This is a genomic window from Nocardia australiensis (assembly GCF_020733705.1).
Lineage (GTDB): Bacteria > Actinomycetota > Actinomycetes > Mycobacteriales > Mycobacteriaceae > Nocardia > Nocardia australiensis.
Window position 1 is genome coordinate 196055 of sequence record NZ_JAJFZM010000002.1, and the last position, 25472, is coordinate 221526.

The 25472-nt window shown below is 64.8% G+C and carries 24 protein-coding genes and 2 pseudogenes; 14 read left to right on the plus strand and 12 right to left on the minus strand.

Features of this window, described 5'->3' with window-relative positions; translation table 11 throughout:
* Positions 1–178: 178 nt before the first annotated feature.
* Positions 179–847, plus strand: coding sequence for an ECF RNA polymerase sigma factor SigK (gene sigK / locus LKE06_RS15625; protein ID WP_227999679.1), 669 nt, complete (start codon positions 179–181; stop codon positions 845–847).
* Positions 844–1593 (plus strand): anti-sigma factor, encoded by a 750-nt coding sequence (locus tag LKE06_RS15630; protein ID WP_227999681.1) that lies wholly within the window; start codon positions 844–846, stop codon positions 1591–1593. The genes sigK and LKE06_RS15630 overlap by 4 nt, the downstream gene beginning before the upstream one ends.
* A gap of 2 nt (positions 1594–1595) precedes the next feature.
* Here LKE06_RS15630 and LKE06_RS15635 read toward each other — a convergent pair whose 3' ends face one another.
* From LKE06_RS15635 to LKE06_RS15650, 4 genes are all read right to left on the minus strand, one after another.
* Positions 1596–2918: a family 1 glycosylhydrolase gene (locus LKE06_RS15635; protein ID WP_227999683.1), complete on the minus strand. Its 1323-nt coding sequence runs from the start codon at positions 2916–2918 to the stop codon at positions 1596–1598.
* Positions 2919–3359: 441 nt separating this feature from the next.
* Positions 3360–4157, minus strand: coding sequence for a class I SAM-dependent methyltransferase (locus LKE06_RS15640; RefSeq protein WP_227999685.1), 798 nt, complete (start codon positions 4155–4157; stop codon positions 3360–3362).
* 143 nt (positions 4158–4300) lie between these two features.
* The gene (locus LKE06_RS15645) at positions 4301–6526 is read right to left on the minus strand and encodes an MMPL family transporter (RefSeq protein ID WP_227999687.1); all 2226 of its coding nucleotides are present in this window, start codon (positions 6524–6526) and stop codon (positions 4301–4303) included.
* Between the two features lie 74 nt (positions 6527–6600).
* Positions 6601–7116 carry a GtrA family protein gene (locus LKE06_RS15650; protein ID WP_227999689.1) on the minus strand — a complete coding sequence of 172 codons (516 nt, stop codon included), beginning with the start codon at positions 7114–7116 and terminating at the stop codon, positions 6601–6603.
* A gap of 515 nt (positions 7117–7631) precedes the next feature.
* Between LKE06_RS15650 and LKE06_RS15655 the strand changes: the two genes are divergently transcribed.
* A complete protein-coding gene (locus tag LKE06_RS15655) occupies positions 7632–9926 on the plus strand; it encodes a molybdopterin guanine dinucleotide-containing S/N-oxide reductase (protein WP_227999691.1) in 2295 nt (764 codons plus the stop codon).
* Positions 9927–10200: 274 nt separating this feature from the next.
* Positions 10201–10401 (plus strand): hypothetical protein, encoded by a 201-nt coding sequence (locus LKE06_RS15660; protein WP_227999693.1) that lies wholly within the window; start codon positions 10201–10203, stop codon positions 10399–10401.
* Between the two features lie 456 nt (positions 10402–10857).
* On the opposite strand, the gene LKE06_RS15665 is transcribed toward LKE06_RS15660, so the two are convergent.
* Complete coding sequence (locus LKE06_RS15665) at positions 10858–11313, minus strand: Clp protease N-terminal domain-containing protein (RefSeq protein WP_227999695.1); 456 nt, start codon at positions 11311–11313, stop codon at positions 10858–10860.
* A 1-nt stretch (position 11314) separates the two neighbouring features.
* The gene (locus LKE06_RS15670; protein WP_227999696.1) at positions 11315–11524 is read right to left on the minus strand and encodes a helix-turn-helix domain-containing protein; all 210 of its coding nucleotides are present in this window, start codon (positions 11522–11524) and stop codon (positions 11315–11317) included.
* A 95-nt stretch (positions 11525–11619) separates the two neighbouring features.
* Between LKE06_RS15670 and LKE06_RS15675 the strand changes: the two genes are divergently transcribed.
* Positions 11620–13095 carry an FAD-dependent monooxygenase gene (locus LKE06_RS15675; RefSeq protein ID WP_227999697.1) on the plus strand — a complete coding sequence of 492 codons (1476 nt, stop codon included), beginning with the start codon at positions 11620–11622 and terminating at the stop codon, positions 13093–13095.
* A 41-nt stretch (positions 13096–13136) separates the two neighbouring features.
* On the opposite strand, the pseudogene LKE06_RS33200 reads toward LKE06_RS15675, so the two are convergent.
* From LKE06_RS33200 to LKE06_RS15690, 3 genes and pseudogenes are all read right to left on the minus strand, one after another.
* A pseudogene (locus LKE06_RS33200) lies at positions 13137–13259 on the minus strand (Tn3 family transposase); the annotation flags it as partial.
* A gap of 109 nt (positions 13260–13368) precedes the next feature.
* The gene (locus LKE06_RS15685) at positions 13369–14310 is read right to left on the minus strand and encodes a sigma-70 family RNA polymerase sigma factor (RefSeq protein WP_227999698.1); all 942 of its coding nucleotides are present in this window, start codon (positions 14308–14310) and stop codon (positions 13369–13371) included.
* Positions 14311–14320: 10 nt separating this feature from the next.
* Complete coding sequence (locus LKE06_RS15690) at positions 14321–15511, minus strand: NAD(P)/FAD-dependent oxidoreductase (protein ID WP_227999700.1); 1191 nt, start codon at positions 15509–15511, stop codon at positions 14321–14323.
* A 127-nt stretch (positions 15512–15638) separates the two neighbouring features.
* Here LKE06_RS15690 and LKE06_RS15695 point away from each other — a divergent pair, with 127 nt between their 5' ends.
* Positions 15639–16115 carry a nitroreductase family deazaflavin-dependent oxidoreductase gene (locus tag LKE06_RS15695; protein ID WP_227999701.1) on the plus strand — a complete coding sequence of 159 codons (477 nt, stop codon included), beginning with the start codon at positions 15639–15641 and terminating at the stop codon, positions 16113–16115.
* 58 nt (positions 16116–16173) lie between these two features.
* On the opposite strand, the gene LKE06_RS15700 is transcribed toward LKE06_RS15695, so the two are convergent.
* Entirely contained in the window at positions 16174–16980 is an 807-nt protein-coding gene (locus LKE06_RS15700; protein ID WP_227999702.1) for an SAM-dependent methyltransferase, read from the minus strand.
* Positions 16981–17075: 95 nt separating this feature from the next.
* The gene (locus LKE06_RS15705) at positions 17076–17879 is read right to left on the minus strand and encodes a transporter substrate-binding domain-containing protein (protein WP_227999703.1); all 804 of its coding nucleotides are present in this window, start codon (positions 17877–17879) and stop codon (positions 17076–17078) included.
* A gap of 235 nt (positions 17880–18114) precedes the next feature.
* Between LKE06_RS15705 and LKE06_RS15710 the strand changes: the two are divergent.
* The 4 genes and pseudogenes from LKE06_RS15710 to LKE06_RS32575 all read left to right on the plus strand — a co-directional run bounded on the left by LKE06_RS15710 (position 18115) and on the right by LKE06_RS32575 (position 21144).
* Positions 18115–19576 (plus strand): annotated as a pseudogene (locus tag LKE06_RS15710) (MFS transporter).
* Between the two features lie 760 nt (positions 19577–20336).
* Complete coding sequence (locus tag LKE06_RS15715) at positions 20337–20594, plus strand: FitA-like ribbon-helix-helix domain-containing protein (RefSeq protein ID WP_227999704.1); 258 nt, start codon at positions 20337–20339, stop codon at positions 20592–20594.
* On the plus strand, positions 20591–21025 hold the full coding sequence (locus tag LKE06_RS15720; protein WP_227999705.1) for a type II toxin-antitoxin system VapC family toxin: 435 nt from the start codon (positions 20591–20593) through the stop codon (positions 21023–21025). Before LKE06_RS15715 ends, LKE06_RS15720 begins: the two co-directional genes overlap by 4 nt.
* A complete protein-coding gene (locus LKE06_RS32575) occupies positions 21022–21144 on the plus strand; it encodes a hypothetical protein (protein ID WP_255649224.1) in 123 nt (40 codons plus the stop codon). Before LKE06_RS15720 ends, LKE06_RS32575 begins: the two co-directional genes overlap by 4 nt.
* A 77-nt stretch (positions 21145–21221) precedes the next feature.
* On the opposite strand, the gene LKE06_RS15725 is transcribed toward LKE06_RS32575, so the two are convergent.
* Positions 21222–21503, minus strand: coding sequence for an FAD-dependent oxidoreductase (locus LKE06_RS15725; RefSeq protein ID WP_255649225.1), 282 nt, complete (start codon positions 21501–21503; stop codon positions 21222–21224).
* A 103-nt stretch (positions 21504–21606) separates the two neighbouring features.
* On the opposite strand from LKE06_RS15725, the gene LKE06_RS15730 reads away from it, so the two are divergent.
* From LKE06_RS15730 to LKE06_RS15745, 4 genes are all read left to right on the plus strand, one after another.
* Positions 21607–22962: a 2OG-Fe(II) oxygenase gene (locus LKE06_RS15730; protein WP_227999707.1), complete on the plus strand. Its 1356-nt coding sequence runs from the start codon at positions 21607–21609 to the stop codon at positions 22960–22962.
* A 292-nt stretch (positions 22963–23254) separates the two neighbouring features.
* Positions 23255–23881: a TetR/AcrR family transcriptional regulator gene (locus tag LKE06_RS15735; RefSeq protein WP_227999708.1), complete on the plus strand. Its 627-nt coding sequence runs from the start codon at positions 23255–23257 to the stop codon at positions 23879–23881.
* A gap of 36 nt (positions 23882–23917) precedes the next feature.
* Positions 23918–24871: a carboxymuconolactone decarboxylase family protein gene (locus LKE06_RS15740; protein WP_227999709.1), complete on the plus strand. Its 954-nt coding sequence runs from the start codon at positions 23918–23920 to the stop codon at positions 24869–24871.
* Positions 24872–24924: 53 nt separating this feature from the next.
* Positions 24925–25440, plus strand: a complete 516-nt coding sequence (locus LKE06_RS15745; protein ID WP_227999711.1) for a DUF6636 domain-containing protein — start codon at positions 24925–24927, stop codon at positions 25438–25440.
* The last annotated feature ends 32 nt before the right edge of the window (positions 25441–25472 follow it).

Below are 25472 nucleotides of genomic sequence, written 5' to 3' on the forward strand. Positions count from 1 at the left end.
ATTCTGCGACCAGCGTGAGGTGTTCGAGCGAAATCCGGATGAGGGTACGGACTGCGTAAATCCATCCGTGGGGGCACAGCCTCTAACGTTGCGTCAGGTAGGCGCAAGACTTTGTCTTCGATACCAATTCAGTCCCTATTGTGAGCCGAAACTCCTTTTGTACAGGAGGGACATCTCTATGACCTTTGAGCCGGAGTTCGGTCCGATCCGCCTTCATCGCGACGAAGGCAACCGCACGCCGGCCGCGCTGCCCGGCTGTCCGATTCGCCGGAGTAACGGCGAAGGTGCGGAATGGGCAGTGCGGTTGGCGGGCCTGATCGGGGCGGTTGCCTCAGGAGACCGGGATGCCTTCACAGAGTTCTACCGAGAAACGAGTGATCGGGTCTATGGACTCGCGACGCGAGTCCTGCGCAGCCGCAGTGCGGCCGAAGAGGTCACCCAGGAGGTGTATCTCCAGGTCTGGTCGATCGCCGATAGATATGACCCACAGCTGTCTAGTCCGATCGGGTGGCTGATGATGCTGACGCATCGTCGCGCCGTGGACCGGGTGCGGTCGCAGCAGTCGGCGATCGAACGGGACATTGTCTATGGTCACGCGCATTTGGGTCGTGACCATGACATCGTCGCCGAGGAGGTTGGCCAGCATCTCGAGGAGCAGTCGGTGCTCGATTGCTTGACGACGCTGACCGCGATTCAGCGGGAGGCTGTCGCATTGGCGTACTACAGCGGACGAACTTACCGTGAGGTGGCCGACCAGTTGGAAGTCCCGCTGTCCACGGTGAAAGCCCGCATTCGTAACGGTCTCAAACGGCTCCAGACGTGTTTGACAGAAAGTGAGCCCAGATGAGCGACCCCGAGCAGCCCGGCGAGGACCTGCTCGACCTGGCTTATCCCTATGCATTGGACGCGCTCACGCCCGACGAACGTCGCGCGATCGAGGAACGATTGGAAACGGCGAGCGCGACGACCGCTACGGAATTTGCCCGCACCGTCTATGGCGTACGCGAAACATTGGTCTCGATGACGGCGTTCGACACATTGAATCCGCCGCCATCGGTCGAGGCGGCGATTCAGCGCGCACTCGACGAGTCGTCAGGTGTCAGCGACCGGCCTCGTTGGATCAGCCGGACACGGCTGGTGCGGCGTGAGTACCGGGTGCGCTGGTTGGCGACCATCACGGCTGTCGTGCTGGCCGCGTGTGTCGGGACAGCGGCGGTTGCCGACCGTTCCGGCGAACATCCCGCGCAAAAGCTGACGGCGGAGCTGGTGCTGGAACAACCCGATACCCGTGCCACATCCGTGCTGGTCCCCGGCGGCGGAATGGTGACGGTGAATACCTCCCCGCGGCTAGGCGCCGCCGCGGTCACCTTCGCGGAGGTATCCGCGCCACCACCCGGATACGCCTACCAATTGTGGCTGGTCGCGCCGAGCGGCACCGTTCGTCCGGGCCCGGCGCTCCCCGAAGTGCCGACCACGGGTGGCCCGGTGATGACGGAATTCGACCCATCCGAAGCGCTGGCTCTCACGGTTGAGCCCGAGGGGGGTTCATCGCAACCAACAAGTAGACCGGTTGTCAAAGTGAACCTCGGGTAATATCACCGCGGCACGGTGACAGGGTCGGCGCAGCTGGCGATGGCGTCGACGAATGAGCAGGCAGCCGGGGCTCGGGTCGGGCGGTAGTCGGGGTTGACACCGCCCGCTCGTGTGATGCCGGAATATGCCGCGACGGCATCGGTTGGCCTGCGGGTGAGGGTCGGGTCGGTGAGCACGTCGACGGTGTAGAGGCCGAATCGTGGTCGGTAGGAACCCCATTCGAAGTTGTCGGTGAGACTCCAGTAGTTGTAGCCGATGAGGTTCATGCCGTCGGCCTTGGCTCGTTGCAGCCAGTAGACGGTGTCGCGCAGGTTCTCGGCACGGGTGTAGCCGTCGGCGCGCGGCAGGCCGTCATCGGTGGGCATGCCGTTTTCGACGATATACAGCGGCTTGCCCGGGAAGGCGTGCGAATAGTGCTGCAGCGCATAGTAAATACCCTCGGGCTGTAGCGGGTTCTTCCACAACTCGGTCAGGTTGGCCATCCCGGTGAGGTTGTCGGGTGAGATGCCGTAGTAGTAGTCGATGCCGATGTAGTCGAGCTTGGCGGCGATCTTGTTGATAAGCGGGCCGTTCACCGCGTCTTCGCCGCCAGGGATATACGCGACGTTGCTTGTGACCATGGCACCGGGTTGCACATTGTGAATGTGGTCGTAGATGGCGTTGTGCGCCTGGGCGATTCGGTCGTACATGGCCGGCGCGTCGGTGGGGGAGAGGCCGCCGTGAAGCAGTTCGTTGAGGACAGAGGCGCTCGGCTCGTTGAAGGTGACCCACAGCGGATCAGAGGGGGCGAAGCGGTCCACCACGGTACGCGCGTTGGCGAGCCAGTCCTCGACGATCGCGGGATTCCCCCAGCCGCCGCGGTCGACCTCCCAGCCGGGATAGACCCAGTGGTCGATGGTGAGCATCGGCCGCATTCCGGCAGTGGTGATCGCGGCGATGACGTTGTCGTAGAAGCGCAATCCCTCCTCGGACCATTTCCCGGGTTCGGGCTGCACCCGCGCCCACTCGATGCCGATGCGGTAGACCTTTACTCCCAGCTTCGCGGCCAAGTCGATATCGGAGCGATAGCGGGAGTAGAAATCGACGGAGTCGAGGTAGGGGTCGTCGGTTCCACCCGCGGAGACGTACCTGGACCAATTGCTGTCGGGTGCGTGTCCTTCGGACTGGTACCCCGAAGCTGCCACGCCCCATAGGAAGTCGGCGTCGAGCGGCGCTACCCGAGCGGGCGGCGCGGGCCGCGCCGAGGCCGGCGTGGTGCTGAGTAGCAGTGCGGCGGTCGTGGCCGCGGCGGCGGCCAAAACGTGGCGACGAGTGGACGCTCGCATCGAACTCCTGCTTTCTGGAAGGTGACGGGGGCTCATGGACCTCCGGCGCCCCGGGGCGGGCGGGTACCCCGTGAACAGAGTAACCGGGGGACAGGGCTACCACGATCGGGCCGGTTCTAGGGGGAGCTGCCCGCACCGATTCGGGAAGCGCGAGAGGGGAGCGGGACAGACAGTGGCGCTGGGTTTGCCGGTGGTTGGGAAGTTCGTGAGCGCCAAGGCCATTCGACTGTGTGAACGAGACGGCGGGAGGAGTGCATCCAAATTAATTGTCTTACGTAGATATGCGCATCTATCTATGTAGTCCGTTTTTCAACCGAACCCTCACCTCCTTTCTGTAGCAACCTGCACTACACAAAACCTAAAAGCGCACAGACGAGGAGGCGAATCCGATTGTGTGGCATCGGTATTCGTGAGCGACTTCGCTGGGTGGTGCGGGTGCGATCAGCCTGTCGCCGTTGCGACGATGTATCCCTTGGGGTCTCGCCAGCTCGCGCCGGGATGGTAGGTGAACCAGTCCTCGATGTCCGCGCGGAGGTCCGCCAGAATCGCCTGCCGGTGTGGGTGATCGGGGGTGACGCCGTGGAAGGTGAGCAGTGCTTCGGCGAAACGAGCAAGCGGTGCGGGCCGGTCGAAGACGAGCGCGCTGTCGGTTCGATAGATCTGAACCATGCCGAATATCTCCGACATCATCGCAGGTAGTGTGCCGGAGTCGACGGTGAAGTGTTCGGCATGGGCGGCAGTGAGGCCGTAACTGGCCGCGTGGGCGGCAACGAGTTCAGCGGTACGCGCGCAGTTGGTTGGGTGATTCACGACGACCGCGACCGTGCCACCGGGTTTGACGGTGCGGCGGAACTCGGTGAGCGCGGTTGTCGGTTCGGGCACGTGATAGAGCATGTGGCGCGCGGTGAGTACGTCGAAGGTGTTGTCATCGAACGGGATCCGCTCCGCGGCGCCGAGTACGGCGGTGACCTGCGGAATCGCCGCTGCCGCCGCGACCATAGCCGGTGCGGTGTCGACGCCGACGAGCGTGCCGCGATGCCCGGCGGCGGCGAGGCAGGCTAGGAATCGCGCGTCTCCGCAACCGATGTCGGCCAAGTGCTCGGTGCCGGTCAATTCGATTGCGGCCAGTACGTCGGCGATCGGGTCATCGGGCTTTTCGGAGTAGCGCTGATGGGTGTCGATGCGCACCTGTAGCGGCATCGGATCGGCGTATTCGGCATCGAGTCGGTGGTTGCTCATCGGTGGTCGTCCTTCGGTCCAGTGGCCGGGGTGACGCTTTCGGGCGGTGAACGTACCGCTCACGACCGTGTCGTCGAGAAGTTTCGACGACTGCGCTGCCGGACCAGCCCTGCTCCGAGTGTGCCCCGATGACCGGGGCAACTTCATTCTGATCGGATCCGTGACGGAGTGGACTTGACCATGTCGTGCAGTTCGTCCGTGCCGGGGCGTTCGTCATCCAGGATAGGTTCGCCGAGACCGACTGTGCGCTGGATGCGCTTCATCCACGCCGGCGCCCACCAGCAGTCGTCGCCGAGCAGTTTCATGATGGCGGGCACAAGCAGCATGCGCAGGATGGTCGCGTCGATGAACAGCGCGGCGATCATGCCGTAGGCGATGTATTGCATCATCACCAGGTCGGAGAACGCGAACGCGCCGGTGACGACGAGCAGGATGAGCGCGGCGGCGGTAATGATCCGGCCGGTGTGCGCGGTTCCGGTACGAATGGCCTCGCTGGTGCTCGCTCCCTTGGCGCGAGCCTCGACCATGCGTGAGAGCAGGAAGACTTCGTAGTCGGTGGACAATCCGTAGATGATCGCGATGATGAGAACCAGGACGTTCGACTGAATCGGCTGCGGTGTGAAGTTCAGCAACCCCGCGCCGTGTCCGTCGACGAAGATCCAGGTCAGGATGCCGAGCGTCGATCCGAGGCCGAGTGCGCTCATCGCTGCGGCCTTGATCGGCAGCACGAGCGAGCCGAAGGTCAGGAACATGAGCATTGTGGTGACGAGCAGAACCAGGGCGATCATGAGCGGGATTCGGGTGAGCAGTGCGTCGATGCTGTCTTTCTGCATGGCGGGCATGCCGCCGACGAGCATCGTGACGTCGTCGGGGATGTCGAGTGACCGGAGATATTCGATGGTCGGGCCCGCGTGGTCGGAGTCGGGGACAGTTGCCTTGGTGCGGTATACAGTCGGGTCGGTGGTCGATCCGGCCGGAATTTCGAACTCGCTGGTGAGGCCGGGCGCCTGGTTGGCTTGCTTGCGGAGTTGCCCGATCGCGTTGCGATCTTCGGAGACGAAGATGAGTTCGATGGGGTCGGATCGTTTTCCGGGGAACATCTCGTCGATCGCGGCCTGGGCCAGGCGGGTGGTGTTGTCCGGTGGCAGATAGCGTTCGCTGAATCCGCCGAAGACGAGGTTGCGTACCGGCAGGATGAGCAGTAACAGGATCAGGCAGATCGGGGCGGCGACCTGCAGTGGGCGCCGCATGACCCAGCGGGTGGTCTTACCCCAGAAGCCCTCCTCGATTTCCTCGGCGGTTTTGGTCTTGCGGAATCGCTCCAGTCCGAGCATGTCAACACGTCTGCCGAGGATTGCGAGCATGGCGGGCAGCACGGTTATCGCGGTGAGCGCGGCCAGCGAGACGGTCGCGATGGCGCCGTAGGCAACGGATTTCAGGAAGCCCTGGGGGAACAGCAGCATGCCGCCGAGGCTGGCGATGATCATGGTCGCGGAAAACACGACGGTGCGTCCCGCGGTCATGACCGAGCGCCGGACGGCGGCCTTGGTGTCGTAGCCCTCGGCGAGTTCTTCACGGAATCTGCTCACCACGAACAGGCCGTAGTCGATCGCGAGTCCGAGTCCGATCATGGAGACGACGGGGGAGACGAACGAGGTGACCTCGGTGTAGTTGGTGAGGAATCGGACGATGCCGTTGGCGCCGATTACCGTCAGTCCACCGACGATCAGTGGCAGCGCGGCCGCGACGACGCCGCCGAAGATGAACAACAGCAGTACCGCGACGAGGGGGATGGCGAGAACTTCCATGCGCCGGACGTCGTCGGCCATGGTGTCGTTGAGCGTGCCGGCGACGGCTTGGAGGCCGCCGACTTGGACGTCGATGCCGGGAATGTAGAAGGCGTTCTTGATATTTCGGAAGTTGCGCGAGGTGTCGGTGTCATTGTCGCCGACGATGGCGATGGCCGCGACGGCGTGCTTTTTGTCCGGTGTGGATGCTTGGGCTCCGCTGAGTTTGCCGTTGTCGGTGCGCCAGTACGAGGCGTTGATGCCCGCGATTTCGTCGGGGTGTTCGCGTGGGAGGCTGTTGAGGTTGTCGACGATTTTGCGACTGAATTCGGGATCGTCGACGGTTTTGCCTTCGGGCGCGGTGTAGAGCACGACGACGTCGACGTTGTGATTGCGGCCGAATGCGTTGTCGGCCAGGCGCGCTGCCTGGGCTGATTCGGAGGTGGGGTCGTCGAGGCCGCCGGAACTGAGGTGGTCTTCGACGCCGAGACCGTAGCCGCCGAGTGCGAATAGTCCGGCCACGACAATGCCGATCACGGCGAAGCGTAGTCGGTAGACGAGGTCGCCCCACCGCGTAAACATCAATAGGCTCCTAGGGTCTCGCGAGGTGATTGCACCAAGGTACTCATCGATTTGGAGCGGGACCGTTTGAGAATTCAGCCGATCGGCGTGTGCAGCTCGGCTTGGCGGAGGTCGTCGGGGAATACGAAGCGGCGAAATGCCCAGAAGCGGAAGGCCATTGCGAGTAGGACGCCGAGGATCTGACCCGTCACGAAGTTGGCTACGGCCTGGTTGAGAGGGCTCACGTGGGGCACTCTCAGATCGAGTATGTACAGCGAAACTGCTTGGGGCACTACCGTGACGCCGACGCCGAGCGCGCTGATCGCGAAAAACCACAGCGCTTCGTGGTGGCGTTGCCGTCCGCCCCTGGTGCGGAAGGACCATTCGCGGTTGAGGATGTAGGAAGCAATGGTCGCGATGAGGACGCCGATGAGTCGTGCGGTGAGCGGCTTGTCGCCGAGAACGGTCAGTTTCAGGGTGTAGACGAGGCCGGTGTCGATGAACCAGGTGATGGCGCCGACGATGGCGAACTTCAGTAGTTCGCGGTGCTGGATCGCCTTCGAGCGGTATGGCTCCGGTATGCGATCGAGTGCGGTCTGCACGAGGGACATGTCACTGACTGTAATGACGAGCCGGTGGCTTCGGCTGCGGCCATGGGAATACCGGCACGGTCATTCGGTCTTTCCCGCATGTATCGCCGAACTGCGAAGGACCAGATACATGCCGTATTTCCGGGCTCACGACAACACCGAGCTCTTCGATTGCGATTGGGGAAGTGGCGACTGGGGTGAGCTGGGTCGGGCACTCCTTGGGCGGGATGGAAATTGTTCGCTACCTGACCCGTCATGGTTCCGACCTGGTGCGGGCCTGGGGTTGGTGGCCACCACATTGCCGTCGGTGGTCCGGTGCGCGACCGCCCGGGCGGCGCGGACGCTGGGTTGCTGGAGGGAATTCGAGTCGTGTATGAGATTGCGCCGCATGGGCGGTATTTGACGCATCGGGGGCGGTTGAATTGTGATCTGTTGATGTTTCTGGTGAATTGACTACGCGATGTGGGGCTTCTGGATGGTGGGGTGCCCCACTTGCTGGGTTCGGGACTGTCGGTGGTGGCGGTTACGGTGGACGGATGACCACGCATCTGACGCACTGGGGAGTGTTCGAGGCAGACAGCGACGGCACGCGGTTGACATCGGTTCGGCCGTGGCGGGGTGATCCGGAGCCGATGCCGCTGATCGATAATGTGGCATCAGCGCAGCATCATCCGACGCGGATCGATCAACCGTATGTGCGCAAGGGGTGGCTGGATCGTGGTCCGGGCGGCGCCGGGCGCGGGGATGAACCATTCGTGCCGGTGTCGTGGGAGACGGCGTTCGAGCTGCTGTCGGAGGAATTGAACCGTGTCTATCGGGAATTCGGCGCGGAGTCGGTATATGGCGGCTCCTACGGTTGGGCCAGTGCGGGCAGGTTCCACCACGCGCAGGGGCAGCTGCATCGGTTCCTGAACTGTCTGGGCGGATACGTGCGGCACGTGAACAGCTATAGCTACGGTGCCGCGAGTGTGCTGATGCCGCATGTCATCGCCGACATGTCGGTGATCGAAGGCCATGCGACGTCGAAGAAGGTGCTCGCCGAGCATTCGGAACTGGTGGTGGCCTTCGGCGGGCTGTCGCCGAAGAATTCCGCGGTGTCGCCGGGTGGTGTGTCGCGGCACAATACGAGGACGTGGATCGCGGCGGCGCGCGACCGTGGCTGCCGTTTCGTCTCGATCAGCCCGCTGCGTGACGACATCCCCGCCGAGGCCGAAGCCACGTGGGTTGCGCCCCGGCCGGGTAGCGACGCCGCTCTGATGCTGGCGCTGGCGCAGGTATTGGACGCGGATGGCTTGGCGGACAATGATTTTCTGGACCGATACACCGTGGGCTACCAGCGGTTCGCGCGGTATGTCCGTGGTGAATCGGATGGGGTCGTCAAGGATCCACGGTGGGCGGCCGCGATCACCGGTGTGCCTGCCGAGGTGATCCGTGGTTTGGCGCACGAGATGGCCGCCGCGCGCACCATGGTCACCGTGAGCTGGTCCATGCAGCGTGCCGAACATGGTGAGCAGCCGTTGTGGCTCGGTGTGGTGCTGGCGGCGATGCTCGGCCAGATCGGGTTACCCGGCGGCGGATTCGGCCACGGCTACGGCTCGAGCTCGCATGTCGGTGAACCGTCTCGTGGAGTTTCGGTGCCGCGATTCCCGCAGGGCGGTAATGGGATCGATAGGTTCATCCCGGTCGCCAGGATTGCCGATATGTTGCTGAATCCGGGTGCTTCGTTCGATTACGACGGTAGGCGCCTGACCTTCCCCGATATCAAGCTCGTTTACTGGTGCGGCGGAAATCCCTTTCATCACCATCAAGATCTGGCGCGACTACGTATGGCGTTCACGCGCCCGCAGACGGTGGTCGTGCACGATGGCTTCTGGACAGCGACGGCTCGGCACGCTGACATCGTGCTTCCTGCGACGATGTCCATCGAGCGTGACGATTATGGGGCCGGGCAGAACGATCGGGGGTTCTTCCCGATGAAGGCGCTGACCAGGCCGCATGGGCAGTCGCGTGACGACTATGTGATCTTTACCGAATTGGCCGAAAGGGTCGGTGTCGGAAAGGAATTCACGGAGGGCCGCACCTCGCACGAGTGGTTGCGTCACCTGTATGAGGAGTGGCAGTCGCAGGTGAGCGCGGAGCTGCCGGAGTTCGACGAGTTCTGGGACAGCGAGCGGATCGAGTTGCCGGTACCGGACCCGGACCAGGTGCTGTTGGCCGACTTCCGGGCGGACCCGAACTTGCATCCGCTGGCGACTCCCAGTGGCAGGATCGAAATATTCTCCGAGACCATCGATGGTTTCGGCTACGCGGACTGTCCGGGCCACCCGGTGTGGATCGAGCCCGAGGAATGGCTGGGTGGTTTGCTGGCCCGGCAGTTCCCGCTGCAGCTGATCGCCAACCAGCCGCGCACCAAGCTGCACAGCCAGCTCGATGTCGGCGCGCACAGTCGATCCGCGAAAATTGGTGGGCGAGAACCGGTTCGGTTGTATCCCGGTGATGCGAGCGCGCGCGGGTTGTGTGATGGTGACATCGTTCGGATCTTCAACAGTCGCGGAAGTTGTTTGGCGGGCCTCGTGTGCGATGATGCGGTCGCTCCCGGCGTCGCGCAGTTGTCCACGGGAGCCTGGTACGACCCGGACCCGGTCGACCCCAGTTTCTGTCGGCACGGGAACCCGAACGTGCTCACCGCCGATCGCGGTGCGTCATCGCTGAGCCAGGGCTGCACCGGCCAGCTCGCACTCGTCGAGATCGAGGCATATCGGAGCGTGTTGCCGGAGCCGGCCATCGACCGGCCACCGGCAACCGTCGATGAGGGGAATCCCAAGGGCTGAACAGCATTACACCTCGCTGAGGTCATCGTCGAACCGGCGAATTTCGATGTTGCTGAGCCTGGATTGCGTGGGTCTGCTGATTGTGGCTCGTCTGGCCCGGTGGGTGTGCCGCGGCGATCGGGTATCGCGATTATGGCGGCGCCGGGTTGGATATCCGGATGGCGTCGAGTTCAGGTGAGTTTAGGTGTGGGAGAAAACGATTCGCTGCTACGTACGCCAGTCTGCGTGGTGCCGTGACGGCGGTGTGGTTTGAGTGGCAGGCCAGGCTGGGGCTGTGCGATTCGACGCCGAACCCGACCGTCCCAATCAGCCCTTCTCGACCCGGCTCGAAGATGGCCGCTATCTCCACTTTCTCGCCACGGTCCCGGAACTGGACGAAATCCCGGAGATCACGACGTTCGTTCCCAACTCAGCCGTATGGGCATGGGACCTGCCGGTTGAAAAGCTCGTGCAGTGGGGGATTCAACATATGTGAGCAGTGCCGGCCTCGGCCCTGTATTCGTGGTCATCGGATATCGGCGCCGATTGCGGTGTCGCGTTCGCGTGGCCGCGCTAACACCACGTCACCCTGCTCACCGCCACCCACGACGTCGACCAGGCTAAGCCGCGGTGCTCGCCGAATGGTCCGACGGGAAGTGGGGTCCCGGTAGTAACCGTGCGAAAAACAACGACAATGGGCCGGAGCCACTTGTCGGGTGCCGAGTTTCGGTTTCTGCCCGCCGCTGCGGCCACGGGCGCGGGCGGCGGCCAGCCCGTAGCCGATTCGCATGGCGCGGAGTGTATTGCGAACCCGCGACAGGTTGACGTTGGCGCGTACACGGCAACCTTTACAGGTCCGGCCTGCGGGAACCCGCTACGGCCGAGGGGGTCTCGCGAATGATCGTTACCGGACATGAGTCGGCTTGGCTGCCGACTTCGGTTTCTTCTTTCGTCAACCCTGCAGCCGGGCTCGTGTTGCCGACGGGTCGATGCCCAGGGCGGACAGCAGGGCGACGATCGGATCGGGTCGGTCGCGTTCCAATAGCGCAGCCAGCAGGTGTCGTGTCTCGATGCGGCGGGATCTCTCCGCTGCGGCCAGGGTCAGCGTGCGTGACAGGACCTGACGCGCCCCCGAGTTGAATGGGGGACGCTTGCCTGCGCCGGGGGTGCCGATGGGCCGGAAGTCGCCGAGGTCGATACCGATCGCGGCCAGGGACTGCCGGTCGAGCTCATCGGCTGCCGCGCGTGCTGTTTCAGCGGTGACACCGAGCAGGTCGGAGCTGGTCGGTTCGTTCAGCGCGGCCAGTAGCAGATGCTCGGTGCCGACCCGCCGATCGCCGCGCTGCCGAGCCTCTTCAGCGGCTTCTCGTACGACAGAACGCGCCGCCGCAGCGAACCGTTCGAACATCTCAGCGTCCCTTTCCGTATTTGGCGTGTATCGACTGCCGCGTCACGCCGAGTGCGTCGCCGATCTGTTCCCATGACCAGCCCTCACGGCGCGCGAGTTCAACGTGCACGGCCTCGACCTGCTCCGCGAGGCGATGCAGGGCGCCGACAGCGCGCAGCCCGACCGCCGGATCAGTGGTCCGGATCCGGGCTGATAGATCTTCGGTGGTCATGCCCGTCAGTCTGCCTTGACAACCGTGGCGCGTCAATACAGACTGACGGAGTTTGATCATGTCAGTTCAAACTGACACTCTTGGAGGAGGTTGCGGTGAATCTCGATGTCGTTATCGCAGGAGCCGGCCCCACCGGGCTGCTGCTCGCCTACGAACTGGGCCTTGCCGGCGTACCCGCCCTGGTGCTGGACAAGGCGCAACGACCCGACGAACAACCCCGCGCCAACGGGCTCGTCGGTCAGATCACCCGAGTGCTCGCCTATCGCGGCTTGCTCGACGGCACATCTTTCCACCCCATGGCAGTGCCCCGATTCCCGTTCGGGCCGCTGTCCCTGGAACTCGACAGGCTCGAAGCCAGCCCGCTGCACGTGCTGCCCATCCCACAACGCGACCTCGAGGAACTGCTGCACGACGCCGCAGCCGGAGTGGGCGCGACCGTACAGCGTGGCCACGAAGTGGTCGGGTTCGAGAAGAAGGACGAGGGGCTTGTGGTGCGAGTTCAGGGCCCCACCGGCGAATACCGGCTCACAGCGAGGTATCTCGTCGGCTGCGACGGCGCCCGCAGCTTCGTCCGCAAACACGCGGGCATAGCCTTCCCAGGCATCACCAGCGACGAGGTCGCCCGCATCGCGCGGGTGACTATGCCGGCCGATGAGGTCGCTATCGCCGATGGAACACTGGCAGTGCGCGGCGTCCAACTGGCGCTGGTGCGACCCAACCGCACCGCGACCGGCTCGATCACCATTACTCCGCAGTCAATTCTCGACCCGTCGGTCGACCCGGACGTGTACATTCTGGCGACCTCCGAACCTCGTCCGCCGCACCTGCCGGACACCCTTACTTTCGATGAGCTGCGTGCCAGTGTCCGGCGCGTGCTCGGCACCGACCTGCCGATCACCGGCGCGCGCTGGCTGCGCAGCACCGTCGGCAACAGCAGACAAGCGGACACCTACCGGGCCGAACGGGTCTTTCTCGCCGGTGATGCCGCGCACCTATTCGCCACAGGCGGCACCGCCCTCAACGCCGGGCTACTGGATGCAGTCAATCTCGGCTGGAAACTGGCCGCCGCGGTAAAAGGCACAGCCCCAGCGGGCCTGCTCGACACCTATCATGCCGAACGCCACCCCGCCGGCCGCCGCGCGATCACACACACCCGGGCGCAGGCGGCCTTGTCGAGTTCGGGCGAGAACGCCGACGCCCTGCGCGAAGTCCTCGCTGAACTGCTGCGATACCCGAGTCCGTTGACTCACCTGGCGACGCTTATGGAAGGCGCCGACGTGACCTATGGGCCTGGCCCACTGGTCGGCACCTGGGCGCCGGACGCCCTGGACGAGCACATGGCGGCGGCACTGATCGAGCCCCTGCGCGGTGGTAGGGCCGTCCTCGTCGATAGCACGGACGACGGGAAACTCGCCGCGATAACCGGGCCGTGGCGAAAATGGGTCGATGTGGCCGAAACCCCTGGCTCCGGCCCGTCCGCACTGGTCCGCCCGGACGGATACCTGGCCTGGGCGGACGGTGCCCCCGACGGCCTGCATGAGACCCTGGCGAAGTGGTTCGGAACGCCGTAGCCGCCGATCGAGGTAGCCGTACCGCCAGTCTTCCCATGGGCCCGGCGCAGGGCGTGCAGGGATTCGCCGTTGTTGAGCTGTCGGGAGATCTTGCGTCGGTAGTCGGGATTGGTCAGATATCGGCAGGCGTAGACGGTGCGGCGCATCGCGCCGTACTCCTTGAGCGGAAGCCCGACGTCACCGCTGGTCAAGCCATTGTCGTTGTTTTTCGCACGGTTACTACCGGGACCCCGAATTGACGGGCGAACGTGAGATCGAGTGTCGGACGGCCGGTTACCACGATTCGATCAGTGGGACATCATGCTGCTGCCGCTGCCATTCCTCGGTGAGGCGACCGAGTCGGTCCGGGGCGGCGATCCCGCGCACGCCTGCGATCTTGTCGTCACGGATCTCCAGGATCACGACGCCCACGACCCGGTCGTCGAGCGCGGCGAGTATGGCCGGGCAGCCATTGACCACGACGGCATGGATCGAGGGTGAGCCACCGGCGAGTCTGCGCTTGGCCGGAGACGGTTTGAAGCCGGCCCGCATCGCGCTGGCGATCCGCTCCGGGGTCGAGTACCGGATCAGCTTTTCGGCCAGGCCCAGCCCGGCGCCGTCGGAGATGCCGGTCGCGTCGTCGGTCAGTAGCGCCACCAGCCGTTCGGTCCGGCCCGAGGAGGCGGCATCGACGAACGCCTCGACGATTCGACGCGCGGAGGCATGGTCGATGTCAGTGCCGTTGCCAGCGGCGGCGATTCGACGCCGGGCTCGGTGGGTGTGTTGCTGACTCCCGGACTCGGTGATGCCGAGAATCTCGGCTATCTCGGCGTGGCTGTAGGCAAATGCCTCGCGCAGCACGTAAACGGCCCGTTCGACCGGCGACAGACGCTCCATGAGCGTCAGCACCGCCAGGGTCACCGATTCGCGCTGCTCGACGGTGTCGGCCGGGCCCAGCATCGGGTCGCCGTCGAGGAGCGGTTCGGGCAGCCAGGCGCCGACCGCGCGTTCGCGCCGCACCTTCGCCGAACGGAGCCGGTCGAGCGCGAGGTTGGTGACGATCTTGGTCAACCATGCCTCGGGCACCTCGACGTACTCCCGGTCGGCGGCCTGCCACCGTAGGAACGCGTCCTGCACTGTGTCCTCGGCGTCGGCGGCCGAGCCGAGCAGACGGTAGGCGAGCGAGGCCAGCCGATTCCGGCTGGCCTCGAAATGCGCCACGGTGGCAGTGTCCATGAGCCCGACTCTATGCGGCGACCACATCGGGCGAGTGCTCTCGAGTGGTGGCCAAGCGGTATTGGTGACCCGGTCTTCCGAAGGTCGGGTGGCTCAGGCTCCAGGCGGCAGTATCGAGGATTGCCGACTTGACGCGCGCGGCCGTCCGGCCACATAGGGCCCACGACTTCGATCGCGCGTCACCGTCGACCAGCTGGAAGAGCCCGTCCTTCCGGCCGAGGCTGATGTGGTTGCCGACATACGACAGCGAGGTCGTCGAGATCTTGCGTCCGGTCCGGTCCCCGATAATCGCGGCCGTCGCCTGCATACTTGTTACTCCCGCGGAAGCGCAGGACATCGGCAACGGCCGACCGTTCTCGCCGATGACGAAGGCGCTGTCACCGGCAACGTAGACATCCGGGTGCGAGATCGACCGCATCTGACGGTCGACCGTGATCTGGCCGTTGGTTACCACTTCGAGGCCGCTGGCGGCGGCAATCGGGTGAACGGCGAAGCCTGCGGCCCACACGGTCGCGTCGGCGGTGAACGCGGTGCCGTCGGCGGCGATCGCCACAGCCTCCTCGACGAGCTCGATGGTGGTGTGCTCGTGGACCGTGATACCGAATCGGTCGAAGGCGCGCAGCATGTGACGGCGGGCCTTGGGGCCCAGCCAGCCGCCCAGTTCGCCGCTGGTGGCGAGGCTGACCCGAAGTCCTGGACGGGATTCGGCGATCTCGGTGGCGGCTTCGATCGCGGTCAGGTTGCCGCCGACCACCAGTACGTGCCGGCCCTCGTCCAGCTCGTCCAGGCGTGCGCGCAGGCGCAGCGCGGCCGGCCGCGCTGCCACATGGTAGGCGTGCTCGTCGACGCCGGGAACGCCGTGGTCTGCGGTGGTGCTGCCGAGCGCGTAGAGGAGGGTGTCGTATTCGAGCCGGTCGATACCGTCGCCGTCGGCGACTGTGACAGTCCGGTGCTCGGCGTCGACGTTGGTTACCCGCGCCAGCCGTAGCCGGATGTCGGTGCCCGCGAACACCTCCGCCAGCGGCCGGCGGCGGAGATCCTGCCCGGCGGCGAGCTGATGCAGGCGCAGCCGCTCGACGAAATCAGGTTCGGCGTTGACGACGGTGATCTCGAAGTCGTCGGAGTGGAGTTGGCGGGCCAGGTATCCGGCGGAGAAGGTTCCGGCGTATCCGGCCCCGAGGATGACGATGCGGTGCTGCATGGTTGGCTCCTGTCTGGTTCGCGTGCTCCCTGAACGAGACAGCCCCCGAATTCCTGACAGCATTAGCCAGTGACGTGGATCACTCCCGAGGTGGGCCCTGTTTGTGAAGTTCTGTCAGGATTCGAGCATGACGCCCAATCCGCTGTCCGCGTTCGCCCGTAGGCTCGCCGCGCAGCGCTGGGTCATGCGCACCGCGCCGGTGGTGCTGCTGCTGGAACGACTGGTGCGGCGTGTGAGCCGGGGCAGGTGGGGCATCCTGGACTTGGCGGGGTTGCCGTCGATCGAGATCACCGTCGCGGGCCGCAAAACTGGGCTGCCGCGCACCACCTCGCTGCTCTATGTCCCGGACGGCGAGAACTTCCTGGTTCTCGGTTCTAATTGGGGTGGCGAGACCCATCCCGTGTGGTCGGCGAATCTGCGCGCCGCGAGTACCGCGACCGTGCGTACCAGGAATGAATACGTCGAGGTCACTGTCACCGAGGTCACCGGCGTGGACCGCAAACGTGCCTGGGACCTCGCCGTGGAATTCTGGCCCGGGTACCAGATGGAATACGAGCTCTCCGGGCGCCGTCGATTCCGAATCTTCGAGCTTCGGCGTCGCTGAACGCTGCACATTCCGGGATGCGGTTGCCGGGATGTGCAGCGCCGCGCGACCATTTCGCTCAGGGTTTGGTGGCGAGTCCGGAGGCGATGAGTTGCTCCCAGACGGTGGACTCGCGGTCGGCGTTCCCGACGATGGCCAGGTCCGGGCGCCAGCGGGCGGCAGGAACAATGCCGGGGGCGAGGAGTTCGAGTTCGCCGAACAGAGCGCGGATTTCGTCATCGGTGCGCCAGCGTCCGCGCCCGAAGGTGGATTGGAGTTTCGCTTCGGCGGCGCTGGTTTCCTCGTTGTGGCCGGAACGGAAGTGGGAGATGAAAACGCGGCTGCCGGAAGGGATTTGGTCGCTCCAATACTGGACGACCTGCCCGGGATCTTCGTCATCGTTGAGGTGGTGCAGGATCGCGCTGAAGATGACGGCGACCGGTTGATCGAAATCGATCAGCTTGGCCACTTCGGGATGATTGCGGATCGACTGCGGGTCACGGACATCGGCGGTGATGACGGTCGTGTTGTCGTTGGTGGCCAGCAGCGCGCGGCCGTGTGCGAGCACGATGGGGTCGTTGTCGACATAGACGACCCGTGCGTCGGCCGCGTACGTTTCGGCGACCTGGTGCACATTATCGGCGGTCGGCAGACCGCTGCCCAGGTCGATGAACTGCCGAAGACCGTCATCGGCCATGGCGCGCACCGCGCGCATGAGTGCCTGCCGATTGGTGACGGCGATCGCCACCGAACCCGGCAGATCGACCTTGAAGTGGTCCCCGATCTCCCGGTCGACGAGGTAGTTGTCCTTGCCGCCGAGCAGGTAGTCATAGACGCGAGCGATACTGGGCTTGGACTGGTCGATCACATTCGCGCCGTCGGTCATTCCTGTACTCCTCGTCCCGGTAACGTTTCTGTCCTCATAGTAGGAGATAACGCTGCGACGCAACAACATTCGGTCGTTAACCGAGTCCGGCGCGCTCAGCCGATCCACTCGGCGAACGCGCGATCGACGCCACCGGTGGCGAGTTGGGCTACCAGCCAGGCATTCACCAATGCCGCCAGCGCCGGGGCATTCTTTCGTAGCAGCAGTACCTTCTGGAACGAATCGAACGGGGACTGCGGGTGCATGACCTGCAGACCGGGATGTTCGCGGACCCGATAGCGCCCTTCGACCGCGTCGGTGACGAAAACATCGGCCCGTCCCTGCTCGAGTTCATCGAAGAGGGTGAGGTTGTCGGGCCATAGGGTCAGCTGCGCGTCGGGAAAGTTTGCCCGCGCGAAAGTTTCGTTCGTGCCACCACGATTCGCGATGACCCGGACATCGGGTTGGTTGATCTGTTCGATCGTCGAGTAGTCGGCGCCGTTCGCGCGGCGGGTGATCGGGGTTTTCCCATCGGTGCCATAGGAGATCGAGAAGTCTGCGAATGTGCGACGCGCGGGCAGATCGGAGATGCCCCCGACCGCGACGTCGCATTGTTTCGACGCGAAATCCGTTGCCAGGGTTGCCCAGGTCACCGGAACGAACGCGACCGGGCGGCGCATCAGATCGGCGAACCCGCGGATCAGCTCGATGTCGATGCCACGGTATTCGCCTGCCCCGTCGGTCACCGAATACGGCGGGTAGTCACCCGGCGTGCATACCCGAAGTTCGTTCGTGACCGCGGGTGCGTCCGGTTCCTGTGCGGCGGCCGGAACCGCCGTCGAAGCCAGCGCTGTCGATCCGATGACGAAGGCGGCGATCCGTCGCAGCCTCGCCGCCGCGAACACACGTTGTCCAAGCATCTTCGCGAGGCTACCGGACTCGCACTGCCGCATGCGGTTCGATGGATATGGGGGTTGTGCCGATACCCCGAGTTGCAACTCCTGCTCGCGCTCGGGCAAGGAAATCGACAGCCTCTCGGCGGAACAGGGCACGGCCGTCGGTTTCGCCCAGCGATAAGGGCTTTGTAGATTGGTCAGGGGTTCAGAAGATGGTGAATCGCAGGTAGCGTCAGCCGTCGTGATCGTCTCTTCGGACATGCCGACCAGTGCCGGACACAGCCGAGTGTGGGGGTTACCGATCCTCGTCCTCGGCGGTCTGCAACTGCTGACTGTCCTCGACGGGACTGTCGTTGCTCTGGCTCTGCCCCGGATCCGCGACGCACTCGACCTGTCGGAAGCAAGCGGGAATTTGGATCATCACCGCATACGTCCTCGCGTTCGGCGGACTCATGCTCCTGGGCGGTCGGCTCGGTGACGCGTTCGGGCGCAAACGAGTGTTCATCGCGGGCGTGGCGCTCTTCACGCTCACGTCCCTTCTATGCGGTCTTGCCTGGGACCCAGCCAGTCTGGTGGCCGGGCGAGCGCTGCAAGGTATGGCGGCCGCTGTAGCGGCACCAACGTCGATGGCGTTGGTTGCCACGACCTACGCACCAGGTAAACCGCGCAACCAGGCCTTTGCGATCTATGCGGCGCTCAGTGGGGTCGGATCGGTCGCCGGTCTCATCGCCGGCGGCGTACTCACCGAAATGTCGTGGCGCCTGGTGTTTCTCGTCAACGTACCTATCGGCGCCCTCGTGACGATCGGAGCTGTCGTCTGCCTTCGCGAAACCGAAGGCCCTCGCGCGCAACTCGATCTCGTAGGTGCCATTCTGGCCACCGCGGGAATCACCCTTCTGGTGTTCGCGATCAACGAGGGGCCAGGTGGTTGGATCCGCCCGATCGTGGTCATTCCGGCTGCTGTCGCGGCGATCACCCTGTATGCGTTCATCTGGGTCGAGCGTCGAGCCGCCAATCCACTGTTGCCGTTCACGTTGTTCCACAATCCGAGCAGAGGCGCGGCGCTGACCGCGATCGTTCTCGCCGGGGCGGTGATCATGTGCCTCGCGGTGTTCATCTCGCTGTATCTGCAGGGCGTGCTGCGGTATTCACCGCTACATAGCGGTTTTGCCGTCATCCCGTTCGCGGTCGGGTTCGGCGCGGCCGCTGCGCTGTCGTCGCGGCTGGCGGTGAAGGTCCAACCGCGGTGGCTCGTGATCGCCGGTGGCGCGGTGATCCTCGTGAGCTGCCTCTACGCGGCCGCGGTCACCAACGGGCACCCTGACTACTTCCCTGACATCGCGGCGCCGGTCCTTGCTATCGGATTCGGTGTCGGTTTCGCCGTCGTCCCCCTTACGCTGTCAATCGTTGCCGGGGTGCAGGCAACCGAGATCGGCCCCCTATCCGCGCTGGCCCAGGTCGCTCAGAATCTGGGTGGCGCTGTGGGTTTGGTGGCCGTCGGTGCCGTCGTCTCGTCACGAATCATGGCCAGCGGTGGGGTCACCGGACCTGCACCCGACCTATCCGAGCGGCAAATTCAAGCGCTCTCCGACGGCTACAGCGTCGCATTCGTCTGCTGCGCTGCGATCGCAGTAGCCGCAGGGCTCGTGGTCCTGCTCATGCGTTTCACCCCCGCCGAGGTTGCCGAAGGGCAGCACGCCGAGCAGTCCGCCCATGGGTGAACTCGCAACCGATCGACACCACGGAATGAGTGATCGGACCCCTTCTTTCCGCCACAACTAGCGCACGCTCGTCGGTGCTTCAGGATTTTCGCGGCAGTGGGATTCGGCTGCGTAAATGGGTCAGAAGAGGGTGTCTGGGACTCGTAGCAGTCGGGGTTCCGGACTGGTGAGATCGCGTATTCAACTGTCGCGGGTTTGGATGGGCTGCATCCGTCGGGCATGGGCGTGGCCCCGAACGTTGAGGGTCTGGAGATCCCCCGGCCGGCGTCGGAATCTGCGCAGGCCAAGATAGGCGCCGCCCGAGGACGTCGTTCGATAGAGGCGCGCCAACTCCTCGTCCGCGAACACCCGCGCGCACACCGGCGGCGAGCACTGCGCTACTTTCTGCAATCCCCGTCGCCCGGGCGCTGGCGGCTACAGGCTCCTCGGGCCGGCCGGGCCGCATCGGCTCGGGCACCAGCATCCGCGCCAGCAGCAGCCACGCATCCACCGCCTTCGTCCCCATCGGGCGCAACAGCCCGGCCGCGATCGTGCGGGTGGTGACGTCGACCGAGGCGGTCAACTCGACCCGGCGCGCGATCCCATCGTCGAACAATAGCGCCGGTATTGCCGATAGTGCCCATATGGCTGACCGCCTATAAGCGCCCTGTAGGGGGCCGGCATGAGGGAGTGATAGCAGGTATGCTTTAGGTGCCATCATTGATGGCCGATGGCGTCACGCTGCCAGCAATGATGGCGTACAGAAAGGCGATGATAGCGCATGAAGAACGTGACCATCCGGAAACTGAGTGATGAAGTACATCGCGCCATTCACCAGCGCGCGGCCGCGCACGGCCGCAGCATCGAGGCCGAGATGCGCGCCATTCTCACCGAGGCGGTACAACCGCCCGAGCGGATCAAGCTCGGCACGCTGCTGTCCGGGGTCATCAGTGAAGAGAACCGGCTCACCGACGACGAACGCGAAACCTACTTCGGTCGCGACAAGACCCCGCACGAGCCGATGGTGTTCGGCCAGTGATCATCCTGGACACCAACGTCATCAGCGAATCCACCACCAAGGCCCCGGACGAGCGGGTCACGGCGTGGCTGGACGCCCAGGCCAGCGAAACCCTCTACCTGGCGGCCGTCACCGTCGGCGAACTCCGGTACGGCATCGCGACGATGCCCGCCGGCCGCCGCCGCGACGAGTTCGCCGATTGGCTCGAGAACTACACCGTGCCCGCGTTCGCCGGGCGCATCCTGGCCTACGACCTGGACGCCACCGTGGAATACGCCCGCCTGATGTCGCAGGCCCGCGCCGCCGGACTCGCTATCGCCGTCGCCGACGGGATGATTGCCGCTACGGCGGCCGCCGCAGGCTTCACCGTCGCCACCCGCGACCGGTCACCGTTTGAGGCTGCCGGAGTGCCCACTATCGACCCGTGGCAGACGGAAGGATTCCAGCCATGAGCCGCCGACCCCGCTACGGGTACCGCCGAGAGCCCTTCATGGACATGCTCAATCTGTTCGGGATCTTCGGGCAGTTCGCCATCGTGATAGCCCTGGTCGCCTACTACGCATGGCGCTGATCATTCTACCGGAATTAGCACGGCCACAATGATTTTCGCGGGTCGATGTCGCGCAGAACGTCCGAGGTCCGCTGCCTTCAGGAGACGGTTACACGATGTAGCCGAGGTAGCGCTCGCAGCAGGATCCATCGTTGTACCGGATTGCTGCCGGTCAGCCGGCGTACCTGTTTGGATGCGTCGTCGACTGCTCGGAATGCGTACGGCACCATCTCGTCTTGATAGACCGATAGCGCATGCTCAAGTGATTCACCTTGCGCGACAGCATGTTCCAGCTTTGCGGCCAGCGGGGCCGCATCGCGCAATGCGGTATTGCCGCCGTGGGCACCCAGGGGTGGCATCGCGTGTACCGCGTCCCCCATCAGCTCACAGTCCCCGATGTCCCGAAGATGCGGCATCGGGGGCTGGATCGTCGGTGGGTCCTGCGAGGATGCCCGCGAACGTTGTCGAACGTGGGAGAAGTGCATGACGGACAAGACTTTACGGGTGATCGGCGAGCTCATGGGTTCGGTGCCGCCGGCGGGTTCATTTGCTGCGCGTCGGACGGGCGCGGCGGAGAACCTGGTGATCGAGGTAGATGGGGTGGGGCCGATCCGGTTGCCGGTGACGCCGGCTCAGGCGCGGCGACTGTGCGAGGTCGCGCGGCCGGCGCGGTATGGTCTGCGCGAGCAGACCCTACTGGACGCGAATGTGCGCGACACCTGGGAGGTTCCGCGGGACCGGGTAACGGTCGACGAGCGGCAGTGGCGCGAGACGTTGCTGCCCATGCTGGACATACTGCGGGCCGAGCTAGGTCTGGCGCCGGACTGCGAGTTGTCGGCGGAGCTGCATTCGATGCTGGTGTATGAGTCGGGACAATTCTTTAAGCGCCATCAGGATTTCGAGAAGGCCGACGGCATGATCGGCACGTTGGTGGTGACTCTGCCTTCGGCGTTCACCGGCGGGGAGCTGGTGATCGAGCAGCGGGGGACCAGGGTCACCGACCAGGGTTCGCCGGAGGAGCTGTCCTTCGTCGCGTTCTATGGCGACTGCGAGCATGAGGTGCTGCCGGTCACCGACGGTTTCCGGATCACGCTGACCTACAACCTGGTGGCGAAGGGGCGTACCGGCCCGGACGCCGCCGCTTTCGCCATGCATCCGTCGGTCGCGTTACTGGCCGAGCAGTTACGGGCGCATTTCACCACACCGGTGGAAGTGCCGACGTGGCGTTTGCACGGCGGGCCGGCGATATGCCCACCCCATCAACTCGTCTACCTGCTGGATCATCAGTATTCCCAACACGGATTCGGGTGGGATCAGCTCAAGGGCGGCGATGCTGCCCGTACTGGGATGATGCTCGCGGCGGCCGGCATCGCCGGATATGACATGTCGCTGGCGCTCGCGGAGGTCGAGGACTGCTACGCGGAGGATTACGCCTCGTGGATGGGGATCTATCGTCAGCGTTGGGAGCGCGTTGCGGACGGCTGGAAATGCGTCGAAAGCGCTGACATGGAGTTCGATGAAGACGGGGAAATGGTGGGGCCTGTGCCCGATGACCCCGCGAGCCTTCCGGTGCGCTCGAGCCTTCCTTTGGTCCCGGGATCGGAAGATCTCGGCGAGCTGCGCTGGTCGACCATCACATTGACGTGGCTGATCGACCGGTCAGGGACAGCTGGTGAGCCCGCTGTGCGAGAGGTCCGGGATGAGGAGTTGTGTACGGGCACATCGAAGTCGACGCCGGAGCCGTTCGCGTCGGAAATCGAGGGTTATATGGGCAATGAAGGAAACACCGCCAATTTTTGGTATAGGCGCGCGGCGATCATCATCCGGCCCTGTCAGTAGAACGGCCCGGCAAGCAATCCCCGGCGTCAACCTCGACGCGGGACGACCTGTCAGCCACGGGCTGACAGGTCGGCGGGTTGCCTCTGCCGCTGTTCGATCGGGGCGAGTCAGGTCAGGGTCAACTTCGGCGTAGCGGGTGACGATGGGGTTCTCCAGGGCACATCCGGCGTCGATGTGCAGCAGACCTTTCTCGGCCGCCAGGAACCCGCGCCCGCGCGGGCACTGTCATTGGCTGTTGCTCCGGTTTGGATTACTATCTACTGAGGTAGGTAGAAATAATGGCGAGGTGGGTATGACGGAACACTCGGGTACCGCCGCAGCGAAACTGGGGCGTCCACGGCGGGTGGAGGACGACGTGGTGTTCGCCGCGATGGCGACAGTGCTGATGCGGGTCGGTCTCGCACGGCTGAACGTCAACCTGGTCGCCGAGGAGGTCGGGGTCACGCCGGCGGCGTTGCGCCAGCGGTTCGGCTCCAAGCGCGAACTGCTTGCCGCCTTCCACGCCTGGGGTACCCGGCAGATCCGGGAGATCTCCGCGGGGCAACCCGCCCCGGACGGGTCAGCCCTCGACGCACTGCGCGAAATGATCCGCGAATCGGTGGCATTCGTGACGACGCCCGCGCAGATCGCCAACTCGATGTCGGTCTTCACCGAGGTCGGGGAGGACCCGGACCTGCGAAGGGTCCTCGACGAACGCTTCACGCTCGCGATCGACCGCTCCACCGCACTACTCGACCACGCCCTCTACCACGGCGAGATCGAGGGTGCCGACGCGGCCGTTCTGGCGCGCCAGCTCCACTACTGCCTGCTCGGCGCCTCGGTGGCGTGGTCGGTATCCGGGCGCCGACCGATCGGCGACGAACTCGTCGACGCGGCGGATCAGCTCCTGGCGCCGTACCGACCCGGGTATCGCACTTGACCGCAACGCCCCGCAACCCCCTGAGAAAGGAAATCCATGGCTACACCAACACAATTCGGCGATATTGCCCGACCCGCCGAACCGCGTATCACCCCACTCGACCCGACCTCGCTGACCGCTGCCCAACGTCGGCTTGCCGGGATCGGGGCCCAAAACGTCATTCTCACTCTCGTGCGCCGCGCGGACATCCTCGGGGCGATCGGGCCGATCGGCGCGCTGCTGCTGACCGCGGGACAACTGTCGGCTCGCGATCGGGAACTGGCCATCCTGCGGGTCGCGCTGCGCACGCGATCGACATACGAATGGGGCAATCATGTCCTGGGTGCCCTCGCCGGCGGCGCCTCCATGAGCGAGATCGCCGCGGTAGCCGACGAATCCGCGACCTGGTCCGCGGGGGATGCGGCACTGCTGCGCGCGGCCGACGAATTGTGCTCGGACTACTGCATATCGGACGACACGTGGACAGCGCTGCGCGAGGTCTACACCGACGACGAGATCATCGAAATCATCTACGTCGTGGGCCACTACCAGATGATGGCCGGCTTCCTGAACTCGGCCGGTGTGCAGCCCGAACCAGGCCGGGCCCCGCTGGGTGAACTGCCCGATCTCGCCCCGCCACCTGCGGCCGACCGCCCGGATCCCGACGCCGAGGGGTTCGGTTCGCCGGAGGGAACGTGGGACGTCACTATGCGGCATCCGGCGGGCGCCCAGGAATTCACCCTGGTCATCACCGCGGGCGAGGACGGCGTCGCCGGTTCGGCGACCAACAAGGCGAACGGGATTACTGCGACGATCACCTCTGGGACGGTCGACGGCAGCCGGATCTCCAGCCGGACCCTGACGACCGAACCCATCCGGATCGAAACCGACTGGCGGGCCACCGTGATGGGGAATTCGATCGCGGGCGAGGTCACCGTCGCAGGCGGAGTATTCCCATTCGACGGTGTCCGCCGAGAGATCGGGAACGCCGGAGCCTCCGTGGCCCAGTGATCGACACCTTCCGCGGTTGATGGAGTTCATGACATCGACCTGGGAGGACGTTCATGAAGGCAATGGCTGTGGCGATCGCGGCGGTCGCCGTGACGGGGGCACTCGCCGGATACGGCGAGATCGGCATGCCGGTGGCAAGCGCGCTTCCGAACCGCGACGATGCGAATGTCGACGCGCGCGACTACCAACAGGGCGACAAGTTCTACTTCCAGTCGCCGAACGGAAATATCATGTGCGGCTTCATCAATGCCGATGGCTTCGGCGTCGGCTGCCAGCTCGCACACGCCTCGGTGGTACCCGCCGAACTAGCCGACTGCGGTTCGCAACCGGACCGCTCCGTAGCGGCCGATGTCGGCTACAGCGGCGAGGCCCGCTACCTCTGCCTGAACCAGGGCGTCTTCGTCGGCCAACCGCCGAACGGCGGCACCACTGGCGGCGGCAAAGTACTCGAATACGGCCAGACCATAATCGTCCGTTCCATGGCTTGCACCTCAATGGAATCCGGCGTCCGCTGTGACAACGGCAAGCACGGCTTCACGATCGCCGCGGACGCCCAGTCCCTGTTCTGACGTTTCACTGGACACCTCGATTGATATCAGGC

Bases quoted from the DNA above. Each gene is read 5' to 3' on its own strand.
- LKE06_RS15665 (WP_227999695.1), bottom strand. From the start codon at position 11,313: ATGTTCGAACGGTTCGCTGCGGCGGCGCGTTCTGTCGTACGAGAAGCC.
- LKE06_RS15635 (WP_227999683.1), bottom strand. From the start codon at position 2,918: ATGCGAGCGTCCACTCGTCGCCACGTTTTGGCCGCCGCCGCGGCCACG.
- LKE06_RS15655 (WP_227999691.1), top strand. From the start codon at position 7,632: ATGACCACGCATCTGACGCACTGGGGAGTGTTCGAGGCAGACAGCGAC.
- LKE06_RS15735 (WP_227999708.1), top strand. From the start codon at position 23,255: ATGACGGAACACTCGGGTACCGCCGCAGCGAAACTGGGGCGTCCACGG.
- LKE06_RS15645 (WP_227999687.1), bottom strand. From the start codon at position 6,526: ATGTTTACGCGGTGGGGCGACCTCGTCTACCGACTACGCTTCGCCGTG.
- LKE06_RS15640 (WP_227999685.1), bottom strand. From the start codon at position 4,157: ATGAGCAACCACCGACTCGATGCCGAATACGCCGATCCGATGCCGCTA.
- LKE06_RS15630 (WP_227999681.1), top strand. From the start codon at position 844: ATGAGCGACCCCGAGCAGCCCGGCGAGGACCTGCTCGACCTGGCTTAT.
- sigK (WP_227999679.1), top strand. From the start codon at position 179: ATGACCTTTGAGCCGGAGTTCGGTCCGATCCGCCTTCATCGCGACGAA.
- LKE06_RS15725 (WP_255649225.1), bottom strand. From the start codon at position 21,503: ATGGGGGACGCGGTACACGCGATGCCACCCCTGGGTGCCCACGGCGGC.
- LKE06_RS15705 (WP_227999703.1), bottom strand. From the start codon at position 17,879: ATGCTTGGACAACGTGTGTTCGCGGCGGCGAGGCTGCGACGGATCGCC.
- LKE06_RS15700 (WP_227999702.1), bottom strand. From the start codon at position 16,980: ATGACCGACGGCGCGAATGTGATCGACCAGTCCAAGCCCAGTATCGCT.
- LKE06_RS15650 (WP_227999689.1), bottom strand. From the start codon at position 7,116: ATGTCCCTCGTGCAGACCGCACTCGATCGCATACCGGAGCCATACCGC.
- LKE06_RS15690 (WP_227999700.1), bottom strand. From the start codon at position 15,511: ATGCAGCACCGCATCGTCATCCTCGGGGCCGGATACGCCGGAACCTTC.
- LKE06_RS32575 (WP_255649224.1), top strand. From the start codon at position 21,022: ATGAGCCGCCGACCCCGCTACGGGTACCGCCGAGAGCCCTTCATGGAC.
- LKE06_RS15715 (WP_227999704.1), top strand. From the start codon at position 20,337: ATGAAGAACGTGACCATCCGGAAACTGAGTGATGAAGTACATCGCGCC.
- LKE06_RS15730 (WP_227999707.1), top strand. From the start codon at position 21,607: ATGACGGACAAGACTTTACGGGTGATCGGCGAGCTCATGGGTTCGGTG.
- LKE06_RS15695 (WP_227999701.1), top strand. From the start codon at position 15,639: ATGACGCCCAATCCGCTGTCCGCGTTCGCCCGTAGGCTCGCCGCGCAG.
- LKE06_RS15745 (WP_227999711.1), top strand. From the start codon at position 24,925: ATGAAGGCAATGGCTGTGGCGATCGCGGCGGTCGCCGTGACGGGGGCA.
- LKE06_RS15740 (WP_227999709.1), top strand. From the start codon at position 23,918: ATGGCTACACCAACACAATTCGGCGATATTGCCCGACCCGCCGAACCG.
- LKE06_RS15670 (WP_227999696.1), bottom strand. From the start codon at position 11,524: ATGACCACCGAAGATCTATCAGCCCGGATCCGGACCACTGATCCGGCG.
- LKE06_RS15685 (WP_227999698.1), bottom strand. From the start codon at position 14,310: ATGGACACTGCCACCGTGGCGCATTTCGAGGCCAGCCGGAATCGGCTG.